Below are 22,780 nucleotides of genomic sequence, written 5' to 3' on the forward strand. Positions count from 1 at the left end.
AGGCCACCGTGCAGCCCGCTCCCCTGGTCGAGTACGCCCGCACTGCCTACAGGAGGTAGTCATACACAGCAGATATGCAACTACACGAATCGAGTATGCACGAGAGGCTTGACACGCTCGATTCATTAAAAACAAAATAACATAAAGCGCTCCAAGAAACAGGGGTGACCGCGCTGAAAGGGTACGTGTCGATTTCAGATTCCGGAGGGTATCCGGACGGGGAACAAGGGGTGGGGGTTTCCCGGGATCCGGGACGCATCTGAAGCCGACACAAGCGGTAAAGGAGGAGTACGCGCCATGTCCATCGAGATAGACGGTGAGGCTCGCAGGGCTCTCGAAGCGATATGTGATACCTTCGCACCGGGTATCGACGGGCTTCCGTCCGCCACCGAGCGTGGCGTTCCAGACGCGTTGCTCGCCTCGGCGGGCAGCGCGCCTTCCTCCGAAGACCGCGCCGCCTTCGTGGCGTTGCTCGAAACGTGGGACACACAGATCGCCGGGTCCGAGCAGGCTCCTTTCTCATCGCTCTCGCAGGCTGAGCGCGAGCGCGTGCTGTTGAGCCTCGCAGACTCACCTGATGCGAGGTCGCGAGCAATCTTCCAGATGTTCCGCAAGGGAGTGCTGCTGGGGTACTACTGCATGCCTCACGAAGGGAAGGAGCCGGACCCCGTGGAGAATTGGCTCGGCTATCCGGGGCCGCTCGGACCACCGGAGAGTCCACCGCCGAAAAGCATCAGACCGCTCGAGGTGACCGGGGATACCGAGCTCGACTGCGACGTTTGCGTGGTCGGCTCTGGGGCAGGGGGCGGTACCGCTGCGGGGGTGCTCGCCGCTGCGGGACTCGACGTGGTCGTCGTCGAATCCGGTGGCTATTACAGCGAAGAGAACTTCGACGGGGCTGAGATTCCAGGTTACGCCCGCCTATATCTCGACGGCGGCAACCTAGCGGCCGAAGACCAGAGTATCGGTCTGCTCGCCGGCTCCTGTCTGGGGGGTGGTACGGTCGTGAACTACACCTGGTGCTTCCGCCCGCCGGAGCACGTGCTCAAGGAGTGGAAGGAGCGCTTCGGACTCGCCGAGTGGGCCAGCAAGGATTTCGGCAGGAGCATCGATGCCGTGTGGGAGCGGCTCTCGATCGGTACCGAGAGCAGCATACCTTCGAGGCGGGATCATGTCATGCGCAAGGGGCTTGAGGCTCTCGGCTGGCATTGGGAGGTGATGCAGCGCAACTGCCGGGGGTGTCGGGAGGATGTCTGCCGGCTCTGCCACTACGGTTGCCAGATCGGAGCCAAGCAGTCGACGTTGAAGACGTGGCTTCAGGACGCTTACGACAATGGGGCTCGCTTACTCGTGAACGCTCCCGTGAAGAGGGTGCTGGTAGAGAATGGGCGGGTGCAGGGTGTGGAAGCGCGAACGAGGGACGGTCACAGGGTTGTCGTACGAGCCAGAATCGTGGCGCTCGCCGCCGGAGCCATTCACACGCCGGCGATCATGATTCGTTCGGGCATAGACAACCCCGTAATAGGCAAGAACCTCATGCTGCACCCCGTTCTTCTCACATGGGGCATCTTTGAGGAGGAGATAAAACCCTGGGAGGGTACGCTCGGTGCTACCTACTCCGACGAGCTTCTGGATCTCGGTGAGGGGTACGGCATAAAGTACGAGCAGGCCGCCACCCCTCCCAGCATCCTCGCGATCTTCGCCCCCTGGAGAGGTGCACGGGAGAGCGCCGAGTTGATGCAGGCGCTCCGCTACACGGCCGGGTACGGGGCACTTCAGCGGGCGCGCGACGGTGGTGAGGTCGTCGTGGGGCGTGACGGCATTCCGAGGCCACGCTGGACTCTGTCCGACTTCGACCGCGCGGTGATGAGACGGGGGCTGGATGGTGCGGCACAGATTCTCGAAGCCGGCGGTGCCCGGGTCATCTACTCGTCTCACGCCGGATGGGTCACCTACGAACCGGGCCGGAAGGGCAACAGGGAGGAGATGCTTCTAGCAGCCGACCGGTGCGGTTGGGGCCCGGCTCAGGTGACTCTGGGAGCTTTTCATCTGATGGGCACGGCTCGTATGGGAGCTTCGCGCGGAGATTCGGTATGCGATGCCACGGGTGAGAGCTGGGACGTGCAGGGGTTGTATGTGGTCGACGGCTCGGTGCTGCCCACGGGGCTGGGGGTGAACCCGATGGTGACTATCGAGGCGGTGGCGCACAAGATAGCCCGAGGTATTGTGGAGAGGATATAGAGATGACGAAAAAAGAAATAGCAACAGACTTTCCTAGCCCGTTCTCGATCGAGACACCGGAGGGGTGTGAGGGGTGGGAGGAGATGTACCCGCCTTGGGCGCTCTTCGACGAGCGGCGCAGGGAGCACGACGAGAACCGGCTGTGGTTCTGGAACTCGATGCACTTCCCGGTGCCGATGCCCGCGTTCGACATGGTCGAGGTCGACACGCCGTACTATGCGCTTGGGGGGTGGCAGAACCGGGCGTTCGCGGTACCGGGGGCGATGGGGGTCGACTACCGGATAGTCAACGGCTACGTCTACATCTCGCCCAACCCGGTGACCGATCCCGAGAAGATAGCCGAGCGGTCGCGCTTCTTCCAGCAGCGCGCCGGCTACTACTACGAGAACTGGGATGAGCTCTACGCCCGCTGGCGGGAGCGGATGGAGGCGCTCAACCGCGAGGTCTCCGAGATCCCCGTCCCCGGTCTTCCGGAGTACGAGCCGGAGGCCGTCGTCTTCGAGGGTGGGGAGCCGAGCTGGGCCACGCTGCTCGCCAGCTACCGGCGGGCGCTGGACTGCATCGAGCGGATGTGGCAGTACCACTTCGAGTTTCTGCTGCTCGGCTACGGGGCGTACCTGACCTTCTCGGAGTTCTGCAAGCAGGCCCTGCCCGACATCCCCGACCAGCACATCTCGCAGATGGTCGCCGGCATCGACGTCGTCCTCTTCCGGCCGGACGCCGAGCTGCGGCGGCTGGCGCGGCTGGCGATAGACCTCGGGGTGGCGGAGGCCTTCCGGGAGGGGCGTTCGCCGGAGGAGATAGAGGCCGAGCTCGGGCGCAGCGACGCCGGGCGGCGCTGGCTCGAGGAGCTCGAGGAGGTCAAGGACCCGTGGTTCAACATGGGGACCGGCGACGGGCTCTACCACTACTACGGCAGCTGGCACGACGACCCCAGCATCCCCTACAGCTCGCTCATCGGGCACATCGCGGCGCTGCAGGCCGGCGAGGACATCGAGCGGCCCACGCGTGAGCTGGCCGAGCGGCGGGACCGGCTCGTCGGCGAGTACGAGGCGCTTATGGACGAGGAGGCGCGGCAGACCTTCCGGGAGTTGCTCGGGCTCTCGCGCAAGGTCTTCCCGTACGTGGAGGAGCACAAGTTCTACTGCGACTACTGGTTCCAGTCGCGGTTCTTCAACAAGATCCGGGAGTTCGGCGCGCTGCTCGCCCGGCACGGCTTCATCGAGGAGAGCGAGGACATCTTCCAGCTCTCCCGCTACGAGGTGATGCAGGCGCTGGAGGAGCTCGCGCTTACCTGGTCGACCGGCGGCGAGGCGCTCGGGCCGCACCACTGGCCGCAGATCGTGGAGCGGCGCAAGCGGATCCTGAAGCGGCTCGAAGAGTGGACGCCGCCTCCCGCTTTGGGTCGGATGCCGGAGGCGGTCGTGGATCCTGCGATCGCCATGCTCTGGGGGGTCACCCCGCAGCAGCTGCAGGAGTGGGCGCGGGCGCAGCGCGACGGGGGCGGCAACGAGCTCGCCGGCGCCGCCGCCTCACCGGGCGAGGTGGAAGGAACGGCGCGGGTGGTGCGCTCGCTCGAGGAGATCTCCGAGGTGCGGGCCGGGGAGATCCTGGTGTGCACCTCCACCTCGCCGGCGTGGGCTCCGATCTTCAGCAAGATCAAAGCCACCGTCACGGACATCGGGGGGATCATGTCCCACGCCGCGATCGTCTCGCGGGAGTACGGGCTGCCCGCCGTGGTCGGCACCGGCACGGCGACGTCCCGCATCAGGACCGGCCAGCGGGTGCGGGTGGACGGCACGAACGGGAGGGTGACGGTCCTCGATGGCTAGCACGACGATGCCAGGGTATACCGTCCCGTTGAACGAGCTCAGGCGCGCCGCGGAGCCGCGCTTCGGCGGGAAGAGCGCGAACCTCGGGGAGCTCCTGGCGAGCGGCATACCGGTGCCGCCAGGGTTCGCCATCTCGACCGGCGCGTTCGGGCTCTTTCTGGAGGAGAACGGTCTCCGGGGGCGCGTTTCGGAAGTACTGCGCGAGCTGGACGCGGACGACGTGGAGGGGCTGCGGAGCGTCTCCGGCGAGCTCTCCCGCCTGATCTGCTCCGCTCCCCTGCCGGGAGAGCTGGAGGGTGAGATCCTCCGCCGGTACCGCGAGATCTCGGAGGCCGCCGGCGAGGAGAATCCCCCCGTGGCGGTCCGCTCCAGCGCGGTCGGCGAGGACAGCGAGCAGGCCACCTTCGCCGGCCAGCAGAAGACCTACCTCTGGGTGCGCGGTGCGGAAGGTGTGTGCGAGGCGGTCCGAAAGTGCTGGGCCAGCCTCTACAGCCCCGAGGCGCTGAGCTACCGGGCCAGGATGGCCGCGGCGGGGAGCGAACCGGCCATGGGGGTCACCGTGCAGATGATGGTCGACGCCGAGGTCGCCGGCGTGATGTTCACCTGCAACCCGCTCAGCGGCGACCCCAGCACGGTCGCGGTGAACGCGAGCTGGGGCCTGGGCGAAGCGGTCGTGGCGGGGGAGGTGACCCCGGACGAGTACCGGCTGAGCAAGGTGACCGGGGAGGTGCTGCACAGGTCCATCGGCCGCAAGCACCTGGAGTACCGGCCCGACCCCGCCTCGGCCGGGGTGCGGACGGTGGAGGTGGAGCCGGAGCGGCAGGAGACGCCCTGTCTGGGGGAGGAGCACCTGCGGGTGCTGGTCGAGGTCGCCCGCTGCGTGGAGCGGCACTTCGGCACCCACCAGGATATCGAGTGGGCGCTCGCCCGGGGGAAGGGGCTCCCGGACGCTCTGTTCGTGGTCCAGTCCCGTCCGGTCACCACCGTGCGCCGCAGGGGTGGGGAACCTCCGCGGGCCCGGTCGGCGATCGAGCTGGTAATGGGAACGTTTGGTGTTGTCTCCGACGAAGAAAGAGGCAGGTCCTGAATGCCGCTCTCGGACGACGATGTGCGTGAGATCCTGCGGATCATCGACGAGTCCGACCTGGACGAGTTGAGGATCGAGACGAACGGGCTGAGGCTGTACGTGCGGCGCGGCGGCGCACCGCCGCGCGAGGAGCCCGCGACAGGCGGGGAGGAGCGCCGCCTCGTCGAGGCTCCGAAAAAGGAGGAGACTCCGCCCTCCGCACGGGAGGCGCCGGACGGGAGGGCCGCCGATGGGTCCCTCACCATCGAGGCGCCGATGGTCGGCACGTTCTACCGTGCCGAGGCGCCCGGGGCCAGGCCCTACGTCGAGGTCGGGAGCCGGGTCGAGCCGGAGACGGTGGTGTGCCTGATCGAGGTCATGAAGATGATGAACTCCATCCGTGCCGGGGTCTCCGGGAGGATAGCCGAGGTGTGCGTGGAGAACGGAGAGCTCGTGGAGTACGGCCAGCCGCTCTTCCGGGTGGAGCCCGACCGGTGAAGATGAGACGCGTCTTCGTGGCGAACCGGGGTGAGATCGCGGTGCGGGTCGTCCGTTCCTGCCGCGAGCTCGGGCTGGAGACCGTCGTGGGGTTCTCCGAAGCTGACCGCGGCGGCCTGGCGGTTCGCATGGCGGATCGGGGGGTGTGCATCGGGCCGGGGTCACCGGCGCAAAGCTACCTGAACGTGGGCGCGGTGGTGCAGGCGGCGATCGGCACCGGCTGCGACGCCATCCACCCCGGCTACGGATTCCTCTCCGAGAACCCCGCGCTGGCCGCCGCTGCGCGCGAGAACGGGCTGCGCTTCGTCGGGCCCCCCGCGGAGGTGATAGAGCTGGCCGGGGACAAGCTCCGCTCGCGCGAGGTCGCGGCCGAGGCCGGGCTGCCGGTCGTCCCGGGCGGCGAGGTGAGCGCGCTCGCCGACGCTTTGCGCTTCGCCGAGGAGGCGGGCTACCCGGTGCTGCTGAAGGCCGCGGCGGGCGGTGGCGGGCGGGGGATCAAGCTTGCCCGGGACCGGGAGGAGCTGGAGCGGCTGTTCGGGGTCGCGCTCGCCGAGGCGGGGGCGGCCTTCGGTGACGAACGCCTGTACGTGGAGCGCTTCATCCGGAGCGCCCGCCACGTCGAGGTGCAGGTGGCGGCGGACGAGCACGGCGGCGTGCTCCACTTCGGGGAGCGCGACTGCTCGGTGCAGCGGCGCTACCAGAAGATCGTCGAAGAGGCTCCGGCCCCCGGGCTGGACGCCGGGACGCGCGCGGCGCTCCACGGTGCGGCCGTCGCCTTCGCCCGCGAGATCGGCTACCGCAACCTCGGCACCGTGGAGTTCGTGGTCGACGCCGAGAGCGGGGAGTTCTTCTTCATGGAGATGAACTGCCGCATCCAGGTCGAGCACCCGGTGACCGAGTTGGTGACCGGGCGCGACCTCGTGGCGGACCAGCTGAGGATCGCAGCTGGTGAGAGGCTCGGCCTCTCGCAGGAGGAGGTGGAGTTTCGCGGGCATGCGATAGAGTGCCGTCTGACGGCGGAGGATCCCACCCACAGCTTCCGCCCCACCCCAGGCAGGATCTCGCGTTTTTCGGTCCCCGAGATCGAGGGCCTGCGGGTCGATACCCACTGCGAGGAGGGGACGCTCGTGCCCCCCTACTACGACTCGCTGTTGGCGAAGCTCGTCTCCCACGCCGGGGACCGCGACGGGGCGATCGAGAGGATGCGCGAGGCGCTCGAGGGGCTCGTGGTGGAGGGCGTTCCCACCAACCGCGAGCTGCTGATGCACGTTCTCGCCCACCCGGACTTCACCGGTGCGGCGGTGGACACGACCTGGCTCGAAGAGGAGGTGCTTGCGGCATGAGCGAGCCCGTCGAGATCATCGACACGACCATACGCGACGGCAACCAGAGCCTGTGGTCCGCGACCGGGCTCACCACCCAGGACGTCCTCGCCATAGCCCCGACGATGGACCGCGTCGGCTTCCACGCTCTGGACTTCACCTCCAGCACGCACATGGCGGTCTCCGTCCGCTTCCACCGGGAGGATCCCTGGGAGCGGATCCGGCTGGTGAGCGCAGCCATGCCGAACACGCCGCTGGGGCTTATCACCACCGGCATGCGCTTCATCCGTTGGGTGCCCGCCGGCGAGGACGTCATGCGCCTCGCCTTCCGCTGCTGGGTGCGCAACGGGATGCGCAGGATCCAGATCGTCGACCCCTCGAATCAGCCTGGGGCGCTCCTCCGGATGGCCCGCGTCGCCCGTGAGGAGGGTTTCGAGGAGGTCGTCGTCGGGCTGACCTACTCCATAAGCCCGGTCCACACCCACGACTACTACCTGGAGCGGGCTGAAGCGGTCTCCCGCTCCGAGGACATCGACCGGCTCTACCTGAAAGATCCGGGCGGGCTCCTGATGCCGGAGGCGGTGCGCACCCTGATCCCGGGCTTCATCGAGCGCTTCGCCCCCCGCCCGGTCGAGCTCCACAGCCACTGCACGATCGGGCTCGGCCCCCTCGCCTACGTCGAGGGGCTGCGCTCCGGGGTGCGGACGCTGCACACCGCGGTGGAGCCGCTGGGGAGCGGAAGCTCGAATCCTCCCGCCAAATCCACGCTGCGCAACGTGGAGGCCGAGGGCCTCTCGTACGATCTGGATACGGAGGCGCTCGAGGCCACCTCCGAGTACTTCGGCGAGCTGGCCCGCGAGCGCGGGCTGCCGGGCGGCAGCCCGCGGGAGTTCGACGGCGCCTACTTCCGGCACCAGATGCCGGGGGGCATGATCTCCACCACCCGCCGGCAGCTGCAAGAGCTGGGCCGGCCGGAGCTCTTCGACGCCGTCCTGGAGGAGGTCCCCCGGGTGCGCGCGGAGATGGGCTACCCGATCATGGTCACCCCGGTCTCGCAGTTCGTCGCCACCCAGGCCGTGATGAACGTCATCTCCGGCGAGCGCTGGTCGAGGGTCTCGGACGAGATGGTGCGCTACTTCCTCGGGCACTACTACGAGACCCCGGCGCCCGTCGACCCCGAGGTCGCCGACCGCGTGCTCTCGACGTCGCGCGCCTCCGAGCTGAAGGGTCTCGAACCGATCTCTCTGGACGGGGCCCGCGAGCGCTTCGGTCGCCGGATCTCCGACGAGGAGCTGCTGTTGCGCCTCACGATGCCCGCGGAACAGGTGGACGCCATGGTCGCCGAGCGCGGCAGGCCGCGCGCGCCGCTGGTGCGCCCCGGACGCGCACCGGTCGTGCGGCTCCTGCACGAGCTCTCCAGGCGCGACTCCATCTCTTATCTGAGGCTCGAAGACGAACGTACGGGGGATACCATTGTCTGGCGCAAAGAAGCTTGAGAGGATACGCGGGTTCGTCTTCGACGTGGACGGCTCGCTCGTGCACCGCGACGCCGGCTTTCACCCGCGCCCGCTCCCCGGCGCGCCGGAGGTGCTGGAGAAGATCCGGACCTCCGGCCGGCCGCTCGTGCTGTTCACCAACGGCACGCACCTGCGTCCCGAGGAGTTCGCGCGGGGGCTGCGCGAGGGCGGGCTCCCCGTGCGCGACGACGAGGTCCTGACCCCCGTCTGCAGCGCGCTCGGGTATCTGGCGCGCCGCCACGGCGGACGGCGGACCATGGTCTTCGGCTCCGAGACGACCCGCGAGCGCATGGCGGAGGCGGGCGTGCCGCTCACGGACGGGGAGGACGCCGAAGTGGTCTTCGTCACCCACGTAAACGAGGTGGACTTCGACTCCCTGGAACGCGCGGCGCGGGCCATCACCCGGGGCGCGCCCCTTCTCACGGCTAGCTACGGTCCCGGCTACTGGGGGGCGAACGGCATGATCTTCAGCCGCGGCGCGATGGTGACCGCTGCGCTGGTGAAGGCTACGGGGAAGCGTCCCACCGTGGTCGGCAAACCCTCGCGGATGGCGGTGCGCGCGGCCTGCGAGCGGCTCGGGGTGGAATCCCGGGAGATGGCGGTCATCGGGGATGACCTGGACATGGATATCGGGCTGGGTCGCCTGGTGGGCTCGTTCACCATCCTGGTGCGCAGCGGGACCAGCGGGTCGGTGGACCTGCAGCGGGTGCCGGAACGCCGGCGCCCGGATGCGGTGGTGGAGGGAGTGGGGGAGATCCTGAAGTGGCTCTGACGGGCGAGGTGCTCTGGACGCCGCCCCCGGACGTCCTGGAGACCACCGAGATCGGACGCTACGTGCGCTGGCTGCGCGAGGAGCGGGGCCTCAAGTTCGAGGGTTACGACGAGCTCTGGCGCTGGTCGGTGGGGGATCTCGAGGCGTTCTGGCGCTCTGTCTGGGACTTCTACGGCGTGCGCGCCCACACCCCTCCCGAACGGGTGCTCGCCGCGCGCGAGATGCCCGGCGCCCGCTGGTTCCCGGGCGCGCGCCTGAACTACGCGGAGAGGATCCTCACCCCCTCGGGCGACGACGGAGAGGTCGCCATCTTCGCCCACTCCCAGACGCGGGCTCCCTTCGAGCTGACCTTCGGCGAGCTGCGCGAGCAGGTAGCGCGGGCCCGCGCCGGGCTCCGGCGCCTGGAGGTTGGCCCCGGCGACCGCGTCGCTGCCTACCTCCCGAACGTCCCGGAGACGGTCGTGGCCTTTCTCGCCACCGCGAGCCTGGGGGCCATCTGGGCAACCTGTGCGCCGGAGTTCGGCCCGCGCAGCGTGATCGACCGCTTCGGGCAGCTCGACCCCAAGGTGCTGCTCGCGGTGACGGGCTACCGCTACGGGGAGAAGCACATCGACCGCCGGGCGGAGGTGCGGGACATCCGGCGGGCGCTGCCCACGCTGGAGCACGTCGTGCACGTCCCGTACGTCGGAGGGGCGGAGGACGTTCTGCCGGATTCGGTCGGTTGGGAGGAGCTGCTCTCGGAGGAGGAGCCGCTCCGCTGCGAGCCGGTGCCCTTCGACCATCCGCTCTACGTGCTCTTCTCCTCGGGCACCACCGGCAAACCCAAGGCCATAGTGCACGGGCACGGCGGCATCCTCCTCGAACACCTCAAGAACCTGGGTCTGACCTGGGATCTCCGTCCCGGAGCCCGGCTGATGTGGTTCACGACTACCGCCTGGATGATGTGGAACGCCCTCGTCTCGGCGCTGCTCCTGCGGTCGGCGATAGTCACCATGGACGGCAACCCGCTCTACCCGGATCTCGCCTTCCAGTGGCGTCTGGCCGAGCAGACCGGCGCGACGATGCTCGGCGTCGCCCCGGCCTACCTCATGGCCTGCCGCAAGGCCGGCCTCGAGGTAGGGCGGGAGTTCGACCTCTCGAACGTGCGGCAGATAGGGGCGGCGGGGAGCCCGCTGCCGTCGGAGGGCTTCGACTGGGTCTACGAGCAGCTCGGGCCCGACGTGCTGCTGAACATAGGCAGCGGGGGGACCGATGTGTGCACCGGCATCGTGCAGGGGAGCCCGCTGCAGCCGGTCTATCGGGGTGAGATCTCCGGCCCCTGCCTCGGGGTCGACGCCGCCGCCTACGACGAGCGCGGCCGACCGGTCGTCGGCGAGTTCGGAGAGCTCGTGATCCGCTCTCCCATGCCCTCGATGCCGCTCGGCTTCTGGAACGACCCCGGAGACAGGCGCTACCGCGCCGCATACTTCGAGCGCTTCCCGGGCGTCTGGTGCCACGGCGACTGGATCCGCTTCACCGAGCGCGGAAGCTGCGTGATCTCCGGCCGCTCGGACGCGACGCTCAACCGCGGCGGGGTGCGCCTGGGGACCGGGGAGATCTACTCCGTAGTCGAGTCCCTCGAGGAGGTCGCCGACAGCCTCGTCGTCCACCTCGAAGACGCCGAGGGCGGACCCGGCGAGCTCGTGCTCTTCGTCGTCCCGGCGCCGGGCACAGAGCTCGACGAGCGCCTGCGCTCCCGCATCGCCGCCACCCTCCGCTGCGAGCTCTCCCCGCGCCACGTCCCCGATGCCATCGAGGCCGTCCCCTCCATACCCCGTACGCTCTCCCAGAAGAAGCTCGAGGTGCCCGTCAAGCGCATCCTGCGCGGCGCCCGCCCGGAGGAGGTCGCGAGCCGCGACTCCCTCCTCGACCCGGCTGCTCTCGACGCCTTCGCCGCATACGCGAGGCACCGAAGCTGCGAAGACGGAGATTGACTACTATTTGAACCTTCTGCGGAGCAGGCTTCGTGCGATTGACCTCCGGTGTCGAATCGAAGAGAATGCCGGGCGGCGCTCACCCGCTCCCTGATAAGCGGACGGCCATCCGGTATCTTGTGGACAGGGCATGAAAAGAGTGGGAAAATAAGGAAGATGAGCGAGCGTTTCGTGTTCAGCCCTGGAATGGGTGAGTCGTGCAATACACTCGAGCAGAGCAGGGTGCGATGTCCATAAGGGAACTCATAGAGATACTGCCCGAACCCCTGCGTCAGCGGGCGCTCACCCACCCGAGCGTCGCCGACCCCTACGAATCGAACGGGCGGCTCGAGTTCCTGGGAGACTCCGTCCTGAACAGCCGGGTCGCCGAGCTGGTCTTCCACAGCTATCCGGAGCTTCTCGAGGGTGACCTGACGCGCATCCGGGCTCATCTGGTGAGGAAGTCTTTCCTCGCCAGCGTCGGCCGGGAAGAGGGGCTCGAAGAGGAGATCGAGAGTTCGGTCATGAACGACTCGGTGATAGCGGACACGGTGGAGGCTATCATCGGGGCGGCTTATCTGATCGACCGGGACCTCGTCTACAGGACGATAGACGAGATCTTTAACCCGGCCGAGATCGACACCGAGGAGCTCCGGGACTGGAAGACCATGCTGCAGGAGACGCTGCAGGCGGACGGTCTTCGCCCCACCTACCGCGTCATCTCGAAACAGGGTCCTCCGCACCGGCCCATCTTCACCTCCGGGGTTTCCGTGGACGGGCAGGAGATAGCGACCGGCAAGGGGCACTCGATCAAGGAGAGCGAGCAGGCGGCCGCCCGGGCGGCCCTCGAGATCCTCGGCACCCGTCCGCTCCCGCGCTCGACGGTCGAGGTACACGTCGGAGCGTAGGGTTCCGTACCGCTCGTTCCCGGTTCTTAAGTGAAGAGGTCCATGAGCTGCAGGTTCTCGAACTCTGCCGCGAGGGCCGGAGAGAGCTCCGCCCGGCTCTTCTTCTGTCCCATCTGGGAGGCGATCTCCAGGAAGGCTTCAACCGGGGGAGGGGAGGGGAGATCCTTGCGCCGGAGCGCCACGATCGGCCGGCGCGTCCTCGGCGCGTCCTCCAGCTCTATGATGCACAGCCTCCCGGCTTCGACCGCCCGGACCACGGCGGTGCGGGGCAAAAACGCGACCCCCAGGCGATGCTCGACCATCCGCTTGGCCGCCTCTATGTTGTCCAGCTCGAGGGTGCGGAACCGGGTGACTCCGGCTTTGCGCAACAGGTCGCGGGTGAGGCCGTAGTAGCTCGACGCGGTGTCGAACATGACGATCTGCTCTCTGCTCACCTCGCCGAGCGTTGCCGTCCCCTTCTCCGTGAAGGCGTGTTCTGGATAGACCACGAGGACCAGCTCGTCTTCATAAAGTGGTATGCTCTCCACCTCGGCGTGCTGCATCTCGCGCGCGAGCCCCAGCTGCACCTCGTCGTCGAGCACCATCTGCAGCACGTCCTCCGAATGCCCGGTCCTCACCGAGATCGAAACCTTCGGATACGCCCCGGAGAAACGCTCCAGAAGCGCCGGCAGCGCGTAGGTGCTTACCCCCGGCGAAGATCCGATGACGAGCCGACCACCCGTCAGCCCGTTTAATTCTTCTATCTTCCGCCGGCCCTCCTCGACGCTCTTCATCACACGCTCGGCATGCGGCAGAAACTCCTTGCCGGCCTCCGTCAGCCGCATCCCCCGGCTCGTCCTCGCGAACAACTGAGCTCCGAGTTCCTCCTCCAGAGCCTTTATCCTCGCCGTGAGCGTCGGCTGCGTGAGAAACATCTCCTCCGCTGCCCGGCTCACGTTGCCCAGCCGCGCCACCGCCAGAAAGCACTCTATCTGCTTGAAAAGCATCAGTCCTCCTCGTTGGATATAAAAATTCTCTATCGTTCATATGTAAACAAACAATTGGATTAATAGCAAGGGGGCTGGTAGCCTTTCTGGCAGTTGGTAATCGGGTGATACCCGCACATTCCAGGAAGGAGGTTTTGGGGATGATCCCGGTGCAGTACAGGGAGGCGTTCTCCGAGGAGGTGCTCGGTGCGGGATACGAGCCTGAGATGCCGGAGATCGGGCGGCGTGTCCTGATCGGGCGCGAGCGTTACGAGGTTCTCTACCGTTGGAGGGGCGGGCCTATGCGTGGTGTGGTCTACGTGAGGCCGATCTCTTCGGCGGAGGGGTGGCGAGAAGAGCGGTCTGAGAGACGCGCTGCGTCGTAGGTATCCGGGGAACCGGAGTCTTCTTTCGAGGGAGGTCCAGGTGACGATGTCTGGGATGGATCCGACGGAGATAGAGAAGAGCTGGGAGGATGAGCGGTGGGAGGGGATCGAGCGTCCCTACTCCGCCGAGGACGTCTCCCGGCTCGCGGGGTCGGTGCGCTTCGAGCACACGCTGGCCAGGATGGGAGCGGAGAGGCTCTGGAGGCTGATGCACGAGCGTCCGTTCGTGCGGGCTCTGGGTGCGATGACCGGGAACCAGGCCGTCCAGCAGGTCAAGGCCGGTCTGGAGGCCATCTACCTCTCCGGCTGGCAGGTCGCCGCCGACGCCAACCTCGCCGGGCAGACCTACCCGGATCAGAGCCTCTACCCGGCCAACAGCGCGCCCGAGCTCGTGCGGCGCATCAACCGGGCGCTCAGGAGGGCCGATGAGATACACCACGCCGAGGGCAGGGACGGCGTCTACTGGTACGCTCCAATAGTCGCCGACGCCGAGGCCGGGTTCGGCGGGGCGCTCAACGTCTTCGAGCTGATGAAGGCCATGATCGAGGCCGGGGCCGCCGGGGTGCACTTCGAGGATCAGCTCTCCTCGGAGAAGAAGTGCGGGCACATGGGCGGGAAGGTTCTGCTCCCCACCTCCCAGGCGATACGGAACCTCATCTCGGCCCGGCTCGCCGCGGACGTCATGGGGGTTCCGACGGTGATCATCGCCCGCACCGACGCGGAGGCCGCCAAGCTGATAACCTCCGACGTCGACCCGGCGGACGAGCCGTTCATAACGGGCGAGAGGACGGTGGAGGGCTTCTACCGGGTGAGAAACGGGCTCGAGCACGCCATCGCCCGCGGGATAGCCTACGCTCCTTACGCGGACGTCATCTGGTGCGAGACGTCCACGCCGGACCTGGGGGAGGCGCGGGAGTTCGCGGAGGGGATCCACGAACGTTATCCCGGGAAGCTGCTCGCCTACAACTGTTCGCCCTCGTTCAACTGGGAGCGCAACCTCTCCGAGGAGGAGATCGCGAGCTTCCAGGAGAAGCTCGGAGAGATGGGTTACCGCTTCCAGTTCGTCACCCTCGCCGGGTTCCACGCGCTCAACTACTCCATGTTCGACCTCGCCGACGGTTACCGCGACGAAGGTATGGCGGCCTACGCCCGCCTGCAACGGGCCGAGTTCGAGGCGGAGGAGCGCGGCTACACCGCCACCAGGCACCAGCGCGAGGTCGGGGCCGGCTACTTCGACGACGTCGCGCAGGTCGTCGCCGGGGGGCTCGCCTCGACCACGGCGCTCACCGGCTCGACCGAGGAGGCCCAGTTCGAGGTCAGCCGAGAGCGCGGCTGAGCAACGGAGAGCCGCGGCAGAGCCGGACTCCGGGGGAGCAAATGCTCCCCCGGAGCTTTTTGAGCGGCGCTTTGCGGGATTTTCCGGCGTGCTTACCGGGGGGAAAGCACGTAGAATTCGCGCAGGATGCTCAAGGACATCTACATAAAGGGCTTCAAGACCTTCGTGCGGCCGGTGCGGATGCCGCTGGAGAAGGGAGTGACCGCGATCATCGGTCCCAACGGCTCCGGCAAGAGCAACATCACCGACGCGGTGCTCTTCGCGCTCGGTGAGCAGAGCCCGAGCCTCTTGAGGGCCGGCTCGATGTCCGACGTGATCTTCTCCGGCTCAGAGACCCTGAAACCGGCGGCCGTGGCGGAGGTCACGCTGGTCTTCGACAACTCTTCCGGGGAGATCTCGCTGCCGTACGAAGAGGTCTCCATCACCCGGCGCATCTCTCGTGACGGGCAGAATTCCTACCGGATAAACGGCTCTTCGGCCCGCCTCGTGGACGTTCGCGCGGTCGCCGGGGAGGCAGGAGTGGGGCGGCACAGCATCGTTCGTCAGGGGGCCGTCGGATCGATAGTCACCGGTGGGGCTTCGGCCGCGAGGGATGCGCTCGAGGAGGCTGCCGGTCTGGGTGTGTACCGCAGGCGCAGGGTGGCGGCGGCGAGGAGGCTGGAGCAGGCCAGCGACCAGCTCGAGAAGAGCCGCCAGATGGAGGCCGAGATCGCATCCCAACTGCGCAGGATAGAACGCGAGGCCGAGGCGGCCCGTGAGTACCGGGAGCTGGAAGCCCGCTACCGGAGCCTGAGCCTGGCGCACCTCTACCGGCTGGCGAGCCGGGATCTCGAACGCCGGAGGCGGGAGCTCCGGCGGGCGGAAGCGAGGGTGCACGAGCTCTCGAAGCGGGAGAGCGAACTGCGCGCGCGGCGGGATCGCCTCTCCGAAGATCTCGTAAGGATCGAAGAGGAGCTCTCTCGCCAGGATGCGACCTTCGGTGCGATCGAGGGGTGTCAGGAGCGCCTGCGGCGTCTCTCCGTGCGCCTCGAGCGGGCTTCCGTCCGTCTGGAGGGGCTGGGACGCGGGGTGTCAAGGCCGGAGGCCGTGCTCCGGGAGAGGCTGGAGGAGGTGGCGAAGGCTCTGGGGAAGGCTCGCCGGCGCGTGGAGGCTTTCGAGGCTGAACGGGCCAGGAGGCTCGAGGCGGCGGACCGGGCCGGGAAGGAGCTGCGCGCGGCACGCGAGAGGGTGGAGGCTCTCTCCGGTGAGAGGGAGAAGATCGCGCTCGGGCTGGAGCGGCTTCGGGCCCGGCTGGAGCAGATGTCCGAGGATGCTTCCAGCAGCCACATGCCGGACCATCTGCTCGAGAGGCTCGAGCACCTGCCGGGGACCCTGCGCCGGACGAAGGATCCCACGGGGCTTCAAAACCGGACTTCCGGGCTGCAACGGCGCATATCCGAGCGCCGGCGTGATCTCGAGGGCCTGCTCACCGCGGCCCGTGAGCGCCAGGGAGCGCTCGCGGCGATACGCGGGAGCGCCGAATCCACCCTCAGGAGGCTGCGTGCTGGCCGGGAGAGCGCGGGGACCTCGATCAGGCTGCGCGAGGTGATCCGGGCCCGCCCCGGTTTCGAGTCGGCCGTGGACGCAGCCCTGCGGGAGCTCGGAGATGGGGTGCTGGCGGACGATCTCGGCGCGGGTCTGCGGCTGGTCACCGGATCCGAGAGGGTGGCGGTCCGCCTCGATGCGAGCCCGGTCGAGGAGGAAGGTGCCCTCCCCGGCCTGCCGCTGTGGGAGTGTATCGAGGTCACCGACCCGCGCTACTCGGAGCCGATACGCAGGATCCTCTGCGGTATCTACGTCGTCGAGGATCCTTCCGGCGCCGAGCTCTCGAACGGCCACGTCTTCGTGACGCCGGAGGGGCTGCGCCTGACGCGGGCCAGCGTGGCTCGCGGCGGCTCGGGGTTCTTCGAGCGCGAGGGTCGTATCCGCCGGGAGGAGAAGAGGCTTGCCGACCTAGAGCGTGGGCCGGAGGTCATGCTGGATGAGGCGTGGAGCGGTTTGTCGCGCACCACCGAAGTTTTGCGTGGACTCTCCCGTGCTTCCTCCGAGCTCGATGTTCTCTGCAGGAGGCTCCTCGATGCCAGGGACCTCCTCGCCTCCCGCGCGGAGCGCCTCGCGGCCTCGGAACGTCGTTCGCGGGAGAGGGCGCGCGGGCATAGGGAACGGGCGGGAGCGCTCGCCCGGGAGATCTCCGCCGAAGAGGAGAGGCTCGCCGCTGTGGCGCGCGAGCTGCGCGAAGCCGAGAAGGAGGCTTCGGAGGCCGCGTCCGCCCGGGCGAACGCACGGGAGAGCCTGCGTGCCACCGAACACGAACTCGCCGATGGACGCCGGGTACTGCACTCTCTCGAGAGACGCCACGAACGTCTCCTGCACACCGTGAGACGCTCCTCCGCGGCCGCCCCGACTCCGGACGCAGGGGTTCTGGAGAACCTCGCCCGACGGACGCTCGACGTCTGCGCCTCCCTCTCCGATAGGCTGTCGGAGATGAAGGAGGCGCTGCGGCGCACCCGCGAGCAGGCCGGCGAGAGACGCCGGAGACTCGGCCGTCTGCAAGAGGATCTCGCCTCCAGCGCGGCCGAGCTGGCCGGGGAGATCGCCGAAGCCCGCGGAGAGCGCGAGCGCCTCGCGGACGAACTGCACCGCGCCGAACGCGGCGCCGAGGCGGCGCGGGAGGAGCTGCACTCCGAGTGGGGCGCTACCCTGGAGGAGGCACGTCGGAAGGCCGAAGATCTCGGTCCCGATACGGAGCGGGAGAGACGCGAACTCGCTCGCCGCCTCAAGAACTTCGGAGATGTCAACCTGCTCGCCATCTCCCAGCAGGAACAGCTGCGCGAGCGACACCGTTTCCTCGTCTCCCAGCGCGAGGACGCCGAAGCGGCCGCCGCGGATATAAAATGCATAATACGAGAGATAGACCAGGAGATAGAGCGTCGTTTCCTGAGCACCTTCGAACGGGTACGCGAAACTTTCGAAGGCATGGTTCCGCGCATGATGTCCGGTGGGCGGGGCAGGCTCGAGCTCTCCGAGGAGGGGGTGGAGATAGCGGTCGGGATAGGCCGTAGGGGATGGAAGCCGCTGCGCGTGCTCTCTGGCGGGGAGAGGTCGCTGATCGCGCTCGCGTTTCTCTTCAGCATCTTTCTCGGCGGAGCTCGGGAGTCGGGGTGGTTCTGCATGCTCGACGAGGCGGAGGCCGCGCTTGACGATCTCAGCCTGGCTCGCTTTCTCTCTGTGGTAGACTCTTACCGCGCGAAGGGCCAGATACTTCTGGTCACCCACCAGAAGCGCACCATGGCCTCGGCCGACGTCCTCTACGGCGTATCCGTGGACGGGACCGGGGCCACTGCGGTTGTGTCCAAACGTCTAAAAGGAGAGTAGAGTCCGGCGCTATGGCCCGTTCCTGGCGCAACTTTTTCAGGAGGAAGAGAGAGCCCGAAGCCGAACCTCCTCGGATAGAGGCCGCGGAGGAGCGACAGGAGGATGCGGCGGAGGCCGCTCCCCCTGCCCGTGAGGAGCCCGAAGCGGTGCGGGAGGAGGAGCCTGCGCCGCGTGAAGCGGAGGCGGCGCGAGTAGCGCAGGAAGAAGGTCGCGAAGAGCACGAAGACCGGGAAGAGGCCGGTTGGTTCGGCCGCCTCAGGCAGGGGCTACGGAAGAGCCGGGAGTCGGTCGTCGGGCAGCTGAACGCGGCGGTGGCCGAGTTCAAGGACGCCGAGGACGAAGAGTTTTGGGAGAGGGTCGAGGAGATCCTCATAGCCTCCGACGTCGGGGTGACGACCACGGCGAAGCTCGTCGGGGAGCTCGAACAGGAGGCTCTCAGGCGCAACATCACGAGCGGGGAGGAGCTCCGGGAGCTTCTCGTGCAGAAGGCCGAGAGGATGCTCTCCGGGCCCGTCGAGCTCGACGTCTCGCACAAGCCCACGGTCATCCTGATGGTCGGGGTCAACGGGACCGGGAAGACCACCACGATAGGCAAGCTGGTCAACTTCCTGCCGGGGAAGGTGATGCTCGCGGCCGGGGATACCTTCCGGGCCGCGGCGATAGAGCAGCTGCAGGAGTGGGGCAGGAAGACCGGGGCGCCGGTCATCGCCCGGCAGCGCGGCGCCGACGCGGCCTCCGTGGCGCACGAGGCCGTCGAGGCCGCAAAGAGGGAGGGGATGGACGTTCTGATCGTGGACACAGCGGGGAGGCTGCACACCAAGCTCAACCTCATGGCCGAGATGGAGAAGATAGGGAGGGTCATCGGCCGGCAGCTGCCCGGGGCCCCGCACGAGGTGCTGCTCACGGTGGATGCGACCACCGGGCAGAACGGGTTGAGGCAGGCCAAGATGTTCAAGGAGGCCATAGGGGTGAGCGGCATCGTGTTGACCAAGCTCGACGGAACGGCCAAGGGTGGCATCGCGCTTGCGATAGCCAACGAGATCGGGGTGCCGATAAAGCTCGTCTCGGTGGGGGAGAAGGTCGAGGATCTGCACCCGTTCGACGCCCGGCAGTTCGCGGAAGCTTTGTTCGGGGAGCTCTAGGAGATGTTCGACACTTTAAGCGACAGGCTGAACACCGCTCTCGAGGGCGTACGCAGCAGCGGGACCCTCACGGAGGATCAGGTAAAGAAGGTCACGCGCGAGATACGCCTCGCGCTGCTCGAGGCCGACGTCAACTACAACGTCGTCAAGGAGTTCGTCTCCAACGTGCGCGAGCGGGCGACCGGGGCGGAGGTCTCGAAGGCGCTCTCACCGGGTCAGCAGGTCGTCAAGATCGTCAACGAGGAGCTCGCGAACCTGATGGGCGGGACGGCGAGCAAGCTCACCTTCGCCTCCCGACCGCCGACGGTCGTGATGCTCGCGGGACTCAACGGGCACGGGAAGACGACCGCAGCCGGCAAACTCGCGCTCTTCGTCAGGAAGATGGGCAAGCACCCCTACCTCATCGCCTGCGACACCTACCGTCCGGCTGCCATAGACCAGCTCGAGCAGATAGGGCGCGAGCTGAGGGTCCCGGTCTACAGCGAGGGTACCGAGCCCGCGCCCGAAGACATCGCCGAGCGCGGCATCAGGCGTGCCAAGGACGAGGGGTACGACTTCGTCATCGTGGATACCGCGGGGCGGCAGGTCGTCGACGAGCAGATGATGGAGGAACTGCGGCGGGTGCGCGAGCGGATAAAGCCGCACTCTGTCCTGCTCGTGCTCGACGTCGTCACCGGGCAGAACGCCGTGGAGGTCGCGCAGGCCTTCCAGGAGTACGCGGACTTCGACGGCATGATCCTCACCAAGCTCGACGGCGATGCCCGCGGCGGGGCCGCGCTCTCGGTCGTCTCGGTCACCGGGCGGCCGATAAAGTTCGCCTCCGAGGGCGAGAAGATGAGCGAGTTCGACTACTTCTACCCCGACAGGATGGCCGGACGCATCCTCGGGATGGGGGACGTCCTGACGCTCATAGAGAAGGCCGAGGCCCAGATGGACCGCGAGCAGGCCGAGGAGCAGGGCAGGAAGCTCATGAGCGGGAAGTTCACCTTCGAGGACTTCCTCAAGCAGATGCAGATGATAAAGAGGATGGGGCCGCTCTCGGGGCTGCTCGGTATGATCCCCGGTCTCGGACAGCAGCTCAAGGGTGTCGAGATAGACGACCGGGTGATGGGGAGGGTCGAGGCCATCATAACCTCGATGACCCCGCAGGAGCGGCGAAACCCCAAGCTGTTGCACAACCCGAGCCGGGTGCGCAGGATCGCCCGCGGCTCGGGAACGAGCCCGCAGGAGGTGCAGAAGCTCGTCAAGCAGTTCGGCGAGATGCAGAAGATGATGCGGCAGATGGGCAAGGGGAGAGGTTTCCCGAAAGTCCCGTTCTGAGAGAAGAGAAGGAAGGTGATGACATGGCGGTGAAGATAAGGCTTGCCAGGTTCGGGTCCAACAGGAACCCGTTCTACCGGGTCGTCGTGGCCGATTCGCGCAGCCCCCGGGACGGCCGGTTCATAGAGCGGATCGGCACCTACAACCCGCGCACCAACCCCTCGGACATACAGATAGACACCGAGAAGGCGCGGGAGTGGCTCGCCAAGGGCGCCCAGCCCACCGACCAGGTGCGCAAGCTGCTCGAGATCTCCGGGGTCCTCTAGGAGGGAGGCATGCGGCAGTTCGAGGATCTGCTGCGGTTTCTGGTCGAGGGGCTCGTCGACGATCCGCGGAGCATCGAGATCTCCGGCGAGGAGCGGGGGAGCCGGGTCAGCCTCACGCTGCGGGTGGCGAGCGAGGACATGGGCAAGGTCATCGGCAAGGGCGGCCGGACGATAAACGCGATCCGCAAGGTCATGAAGGCCGCCTCCGTGAAGGCCGAGCGCCGGGTGACGGTGGAGGTTCTGGACTAGGAACCTTGCACCGGGAGCCCTCTGACCCGGTCACCATCGGCAGGATCCTGGCCCCGCACGGCGTGCGGGGTACCGTGCGCGTCAGGGCCTTCGGCTCGGGACGGCACCTGCGCGAGGGGGTCGAGCCGTTCGTGGCGGAGAGGAGACGCAGGATCCTGCGCAGCCGATCCACCCCGAAAGGATTCCTCGTGGACCTCGACGGCGTAGAGAGCCGCGAGGAGGCTTCTAAGCTGCGCGGACAGGAGATGTTGCTCGACCGCACGGAGCTGGACGAGCCCGACGAGGAGGAATACTACGTGGGAGACCTCATCGGACTCGAGGTCGTCTCCGGATCCGGGGAGACCATCGGGATGGTCACGGAGACCTTCGAGACCCCGGCGCACGAGGTGCTCGTCGTCCACGGCCGGGGTGGTGAGTCTTACCTTCCCTTCACCCGGGAACACGTAACCGAGGTGGACCTGGAGCGGGGAAGGATCCTCGCCCGGCCACCGGAAGAGGCGTAACGCGTTATGCGGAGCATCGACGTTTTCTGCGTGTTCCCCCGTGCCGTCGAGGCGGCCGTACGGGTCGGGGTCGTCGGGAGGGCGATAGAGCGCGGGCTGGTGGATTTCAGGGCCTTCGACCTGCGGGACTTCTCCGCCGACGGCAGGATAGACGACATGCCGTTCGGGGGAGGACCGGGGATGGTCATCCGGGTGGATATCGTGGCGCGGGCGCTCGAGGAGGTCTACGGCGTGCCGGCGAGAGAGCTCAAGGAGGAACGCCGGGTCGTCGTGACCGAGGCATGGGGGCGCAGGATCGACCAGGGTTACGTCCGTGAGATCTTATCCGACCGGCGTGATCTCACGATCGTCTGCGGCCGTTACGGAGGTATCGACGAGCGGGTGAGCCGGGTCATCGCAGATGAGGTGATCTCCCTCGGTGAGTTCGTCCTCTCGGGGGGGGAGATAGTCGCGGCCGCGCTCTCGGATGCGGTGATAAGGCAGATGGAGGGGGTGCTGGGGAACTCCGAGAGCCTCGTCGGTGAGTCCTTCTCTTCCGGAGAGGACGTGATGGGCCCGCCGCAGTACACCCGGCCCGCCGAGTGGGATGGAGAGAGGGTCCCCGCCGTGTTATTATCCGGAAATCACGAGAAGATCCGCGCCTGGCGCGAACGGGAGGCGCGTCTCAGAGCGGTCGGCTGCTCAGCCGTTCCCCGGCCGGAAGCCCGTCGAGAAGCTGCGAAAGGAGAGTAACTGTGATCACGAGCGAGAACATCGAGCCGCGCACCGACTTCAAGCCCGGCGACACCATTCGTGTTCACTACCGGGTCGTCGAGGGCAACCGTGAACGTACGCAGGTCTTCGAGGGTTTGTGTCTCGCGCGCAAGGGGGGCGGAATAAACGAGACCTTCCTCGTGAGGAAGACTTCCTTCGGCGTGGCGGTGGAGAGGATCTTCCCGCTCCACTCACCCAAGATCGCCAAGATAGAGGTCGTCACCCGCGGGGACGTCCGCCGGGCCAAGCTCTATTACATCCGGGAGAAGGTGGGGAAGAAGGCCCGGGTGAAGCGAGCCCGGTAACCTCACGGAAGTACGTTTGGGGCGCTCGCCGCT

Annotated in this window: 20 protein-coding genes; 19 read left to right on the forward strand and 1 reads right to left on the reverse strand. The window is 67.4% G+C overall.

All coding sequences use genetic code 11. From position 1 onward, the window contains the following. Window positions 1-297 precede the first annotated feature (297 nt). From AC6EKW_RS14700 to AC6EKW_RS14740, 9 genes are all read left to right on the forward strand, one after another. Entirely contained in the window at window positions 298-2,241 is a 1,944-nt protein-coding gene (locus AC6EKW_RS14700) for a GMC family oxidoreductase N-terminal domain-containing protein (RefSeq protein ID WP_498514798.1), read from the forward strand. Window positions 2,242-2,324: 83 nt separating this feature from the next. After that, window positions 2,325-4,073 carry a PEP-utilizing enzyme gene (locus AC6EKW_RS14705; protein WP_498514799.1) on the forward strand — a complete coding sequence of 583 codons (1,749 nt, stop codon included), beginning with the start codon at window positions 2,325-2,327 and terminating at the stop codon, window positions 4,071-4,073. Next, complete coding sequence (locus AC6EKW_RS14710) at window positions 4,066-5,160, forward strand: PEP/pyruvate-binding domain-containing protein (RefSeq protein ID WP_498514800.1); 1,095 nt, start codon at window positions 4,066-4,068, stop codon at window positions 5,158-5,160. Before AC6EKW_RS14705 ends, AC6EKW_RS14710 begins: the two co-directional genes overlap by 8 nt. Continuing rightward, window positions 5,161-5,637, forward strand: a complete 477-nt coding sequence (accB, locus tag AC6EKW_RS14715; protein WP_498514801.1) for an acetyl-CoA carboxylase biotin carboxyl carrier protein — start codon at window positions 5,161-5,163, stop codon at window positions 5,635-5,637. 2 nt (window positions 5,638-5,639) lie between these two features. Beyond that, entirely contained in the window at window positions 5,640-6,980 is a 1,341-nt protein-coding gene (locus tag AC6EKW_RS14720) for an acetyl-CoA carboxylase biotin carboxylase subunit (protein WP_498514808.1), read from the forward strand. Beyond that, complete coding sequence (locus AC6EKW_RS14725) at window positions 6,977-8,455, forward strand: hydroxymethylglutaryl-CoA lyase-like TIM-barrel protein (RefSeq protein ID WP_498514802.1); 1,479 nt, start codon at window positions 6,977-6,979, stop codon at window positions 8,453-8,455. Before AC6EKW_RS14720 ends, AC6EKW_RS14725 begins: the two co-directional genes overlap by 4 nt. Further along, window positions 8,433-9,248 (forward strand): HAD-IIA family hydrolase, encoded by an 816-nt coding sequence (locus AC6EKW_RS14730; protein WP_498514803.1) that lies wholly within the window; start codon window positions 8,433-8,435, stop codon window positions 9,246-9,248. The genes AC6EKW_RS14725 and AC6EKW_RS14730 overlap by 23 nt, the downstream gene beginning before the upstream one ends. Beyond that, on the forward strand, window positions 9,239-11,221 hold the full coding sequence (locus AC6EKW_RS14735) for an acetoacetate--CoA ligase (RefSeq protein ID WP_498514804.1): 1,983 nt from the start codon (window positions 9,239-9,241) through the stop codon (window positions 11,219-11,221). The genes AC6EKW_RS14730 and AC6EKW_RS14735 overlap by 10 nt, the downstream gene beginning before the upstream one ends. A 227-nt stretch (window positions 11,222-11,448) precedes the next feature. Then, window positions 11,449-12,108: a ribonuclease III family protein gene (locus tag AC6EKW_RS14740; RefSeq protein ID WP_273847072.1), complete on the forward strand. Its 660-nt coding sequence runs from the start codon at window positions 11,449-11,451 to the stop codon at window positions 12,106-12,108. 26 nt (window positions 12,109-12,134) lie between these two features. Here AC6EKW_RS14740 and AC6EKW_RS14745 read toward each other — a convergent pair whose 3' ends face one another. Further along, entirely contained in the window at window positions 12,135-13,094 is a 960-nt protein-coding gene (locus tag AC6EKW_RS14745) for a LysR family transcriptional regulator (RefSeq protein WP_273889342.1), read from the reverse strand. Between the two features lie 140 nt (window positions 13,095-13,234). On the opposite strand from AC6EKW_RS14745, the gene AC6EKW_RS14750 reads away from it, so the two are divergent. From AC6EKW_RS14750 to rplS, 10 genes are all read left to right on the forward strand, one after another. Beyond that, window positions 13,235-13,459, forward strand: coding sequence for a hypothetical protein (locus AC6EKW_RS14750; RefSeq protein ID WP_273889341.1), 225 nt, complete (start codon window positions 13,235-13,237; stop codon window positions 13,457-13,459). Window positions 13,460-13,505: 46 nt separating this feature from the next. Beyond that, on the forward strand, window positions 13,506-14,795 hold the full coding sequence (gene aceA / locus AC6EKW_RS14755; RefSeq protein WP_273889340.1) for an isocitrate lyase: 1,290 nt from the start codon (window positions 13,506-13,508) through the stop codon (window positions 14,793-14,795). A 126-nt stretch (window positions 14,796-14,921) separates the two neighbouring features. After that, window positions 14,922-18,209, forward strand: a complete 3,288-nt coding sequence (smc, locus tag AC6EKW_RS14760) for a chromosome segregation protein SMC (RefSeq protein ID WP_498514805.1) — start codon at window positions 14,922-14,924, stop codon at window positions 18,207-18,209. A gap of 11 nt (window positions 18,210-18,220) precedes the next feature. Next, entirely contained in the window at window positions 18,221-19,351 is a 1,131-nt protein-coding gene (gene ftsY / locus AC6EKW_RS14765; protein WP_273889338.1) for a signal recognition particle-docking protein FtsY, read from the forward strand. Between the two features lie 3 nt (window positions 19,352-19,354). Beyond that, entirely contained in the window at window positions 19,355-20,671 is a 1,317-nt protein-coding gene (gene ffh, locus AC6EKW_RS14770; RefSeq protein ID WP_498514806.1) for a signal recognition particle protein, read from the forward strand. Window positions 20,672-20,694: 23 nt separating this feature from the next. Further along, complete coding sequence (gene rpsP, locus AC6EKW_RS14775) at window positions 20,695-20,937, forward strand: 30S ribosomal protein S16 (RefSeq protein ID WP_273847085.1); 243 nt, start codon at window positions 20,695-20,697, stop codon at window positions 20,935-20,937. A gap of 9 nt (window positions 20,938-20,946) precedes the next feature. After that, window positions 20,947-21,186 carry a KH domain-containing protein gene (locus tag AC6EKW_RS14780; RefSeq protein WP_273847087.1) on the forward strand — a complete coding sequence of 80 codons (240 nt, stop codon included), beginning with the start codon at window positions 20,947-20,949 and terminating at the stop codon, window positions 21,184-21,186. Between the two features lie 5 nt (window positions 21,187-21,191). Next, window positions 21,192-21,689 carry a ribosome maturation factor RimM gene (gene rimM, locus AC6EKW_RS14785; protein ID WP_273889336.1) on the forward strand — a complete coding sequence of 166 codons (498 nt, stop codon included), beginning with the start codon at window positions 21,192-21,194 and terminating at the stop codon, window positions 21,687-21,689. A gap of 6 nt (window positions 21,690-21,695) precedes the next feature. Beyond that, window positions 21,696-22,421, forward strand: coding sequence for a tRNA (guanosine(37)-N1)-methyltransferase TrmD (gene trmD / locus AC6EKW_RS14790; protein WP_498514807.1), 726 nt, complete (start codon window positions 21,696-21,698; stop codon window positions 22,419-22,421). A gap of 2 nt (window positions 22,422-22,423) precedes the next feature. After that, window positions 22,424-22,747 (forward strand): 50S ribosomal protein L19, encoded by a 324-nt coding sequence (gene rplS, locus AC6EKW_RS14795; protein ID WP_273889334.1) that lies wholly within the window; start codon window positions 22,424-22,426, stop codon window positions 22,745-22,747. Window positions 22,748-22,780: the final 33 nt, after the last annotated feature.

The sequence above is a fragment of the Rubrobacter sp. M3-4 genome (assembly GCF_059772285.1).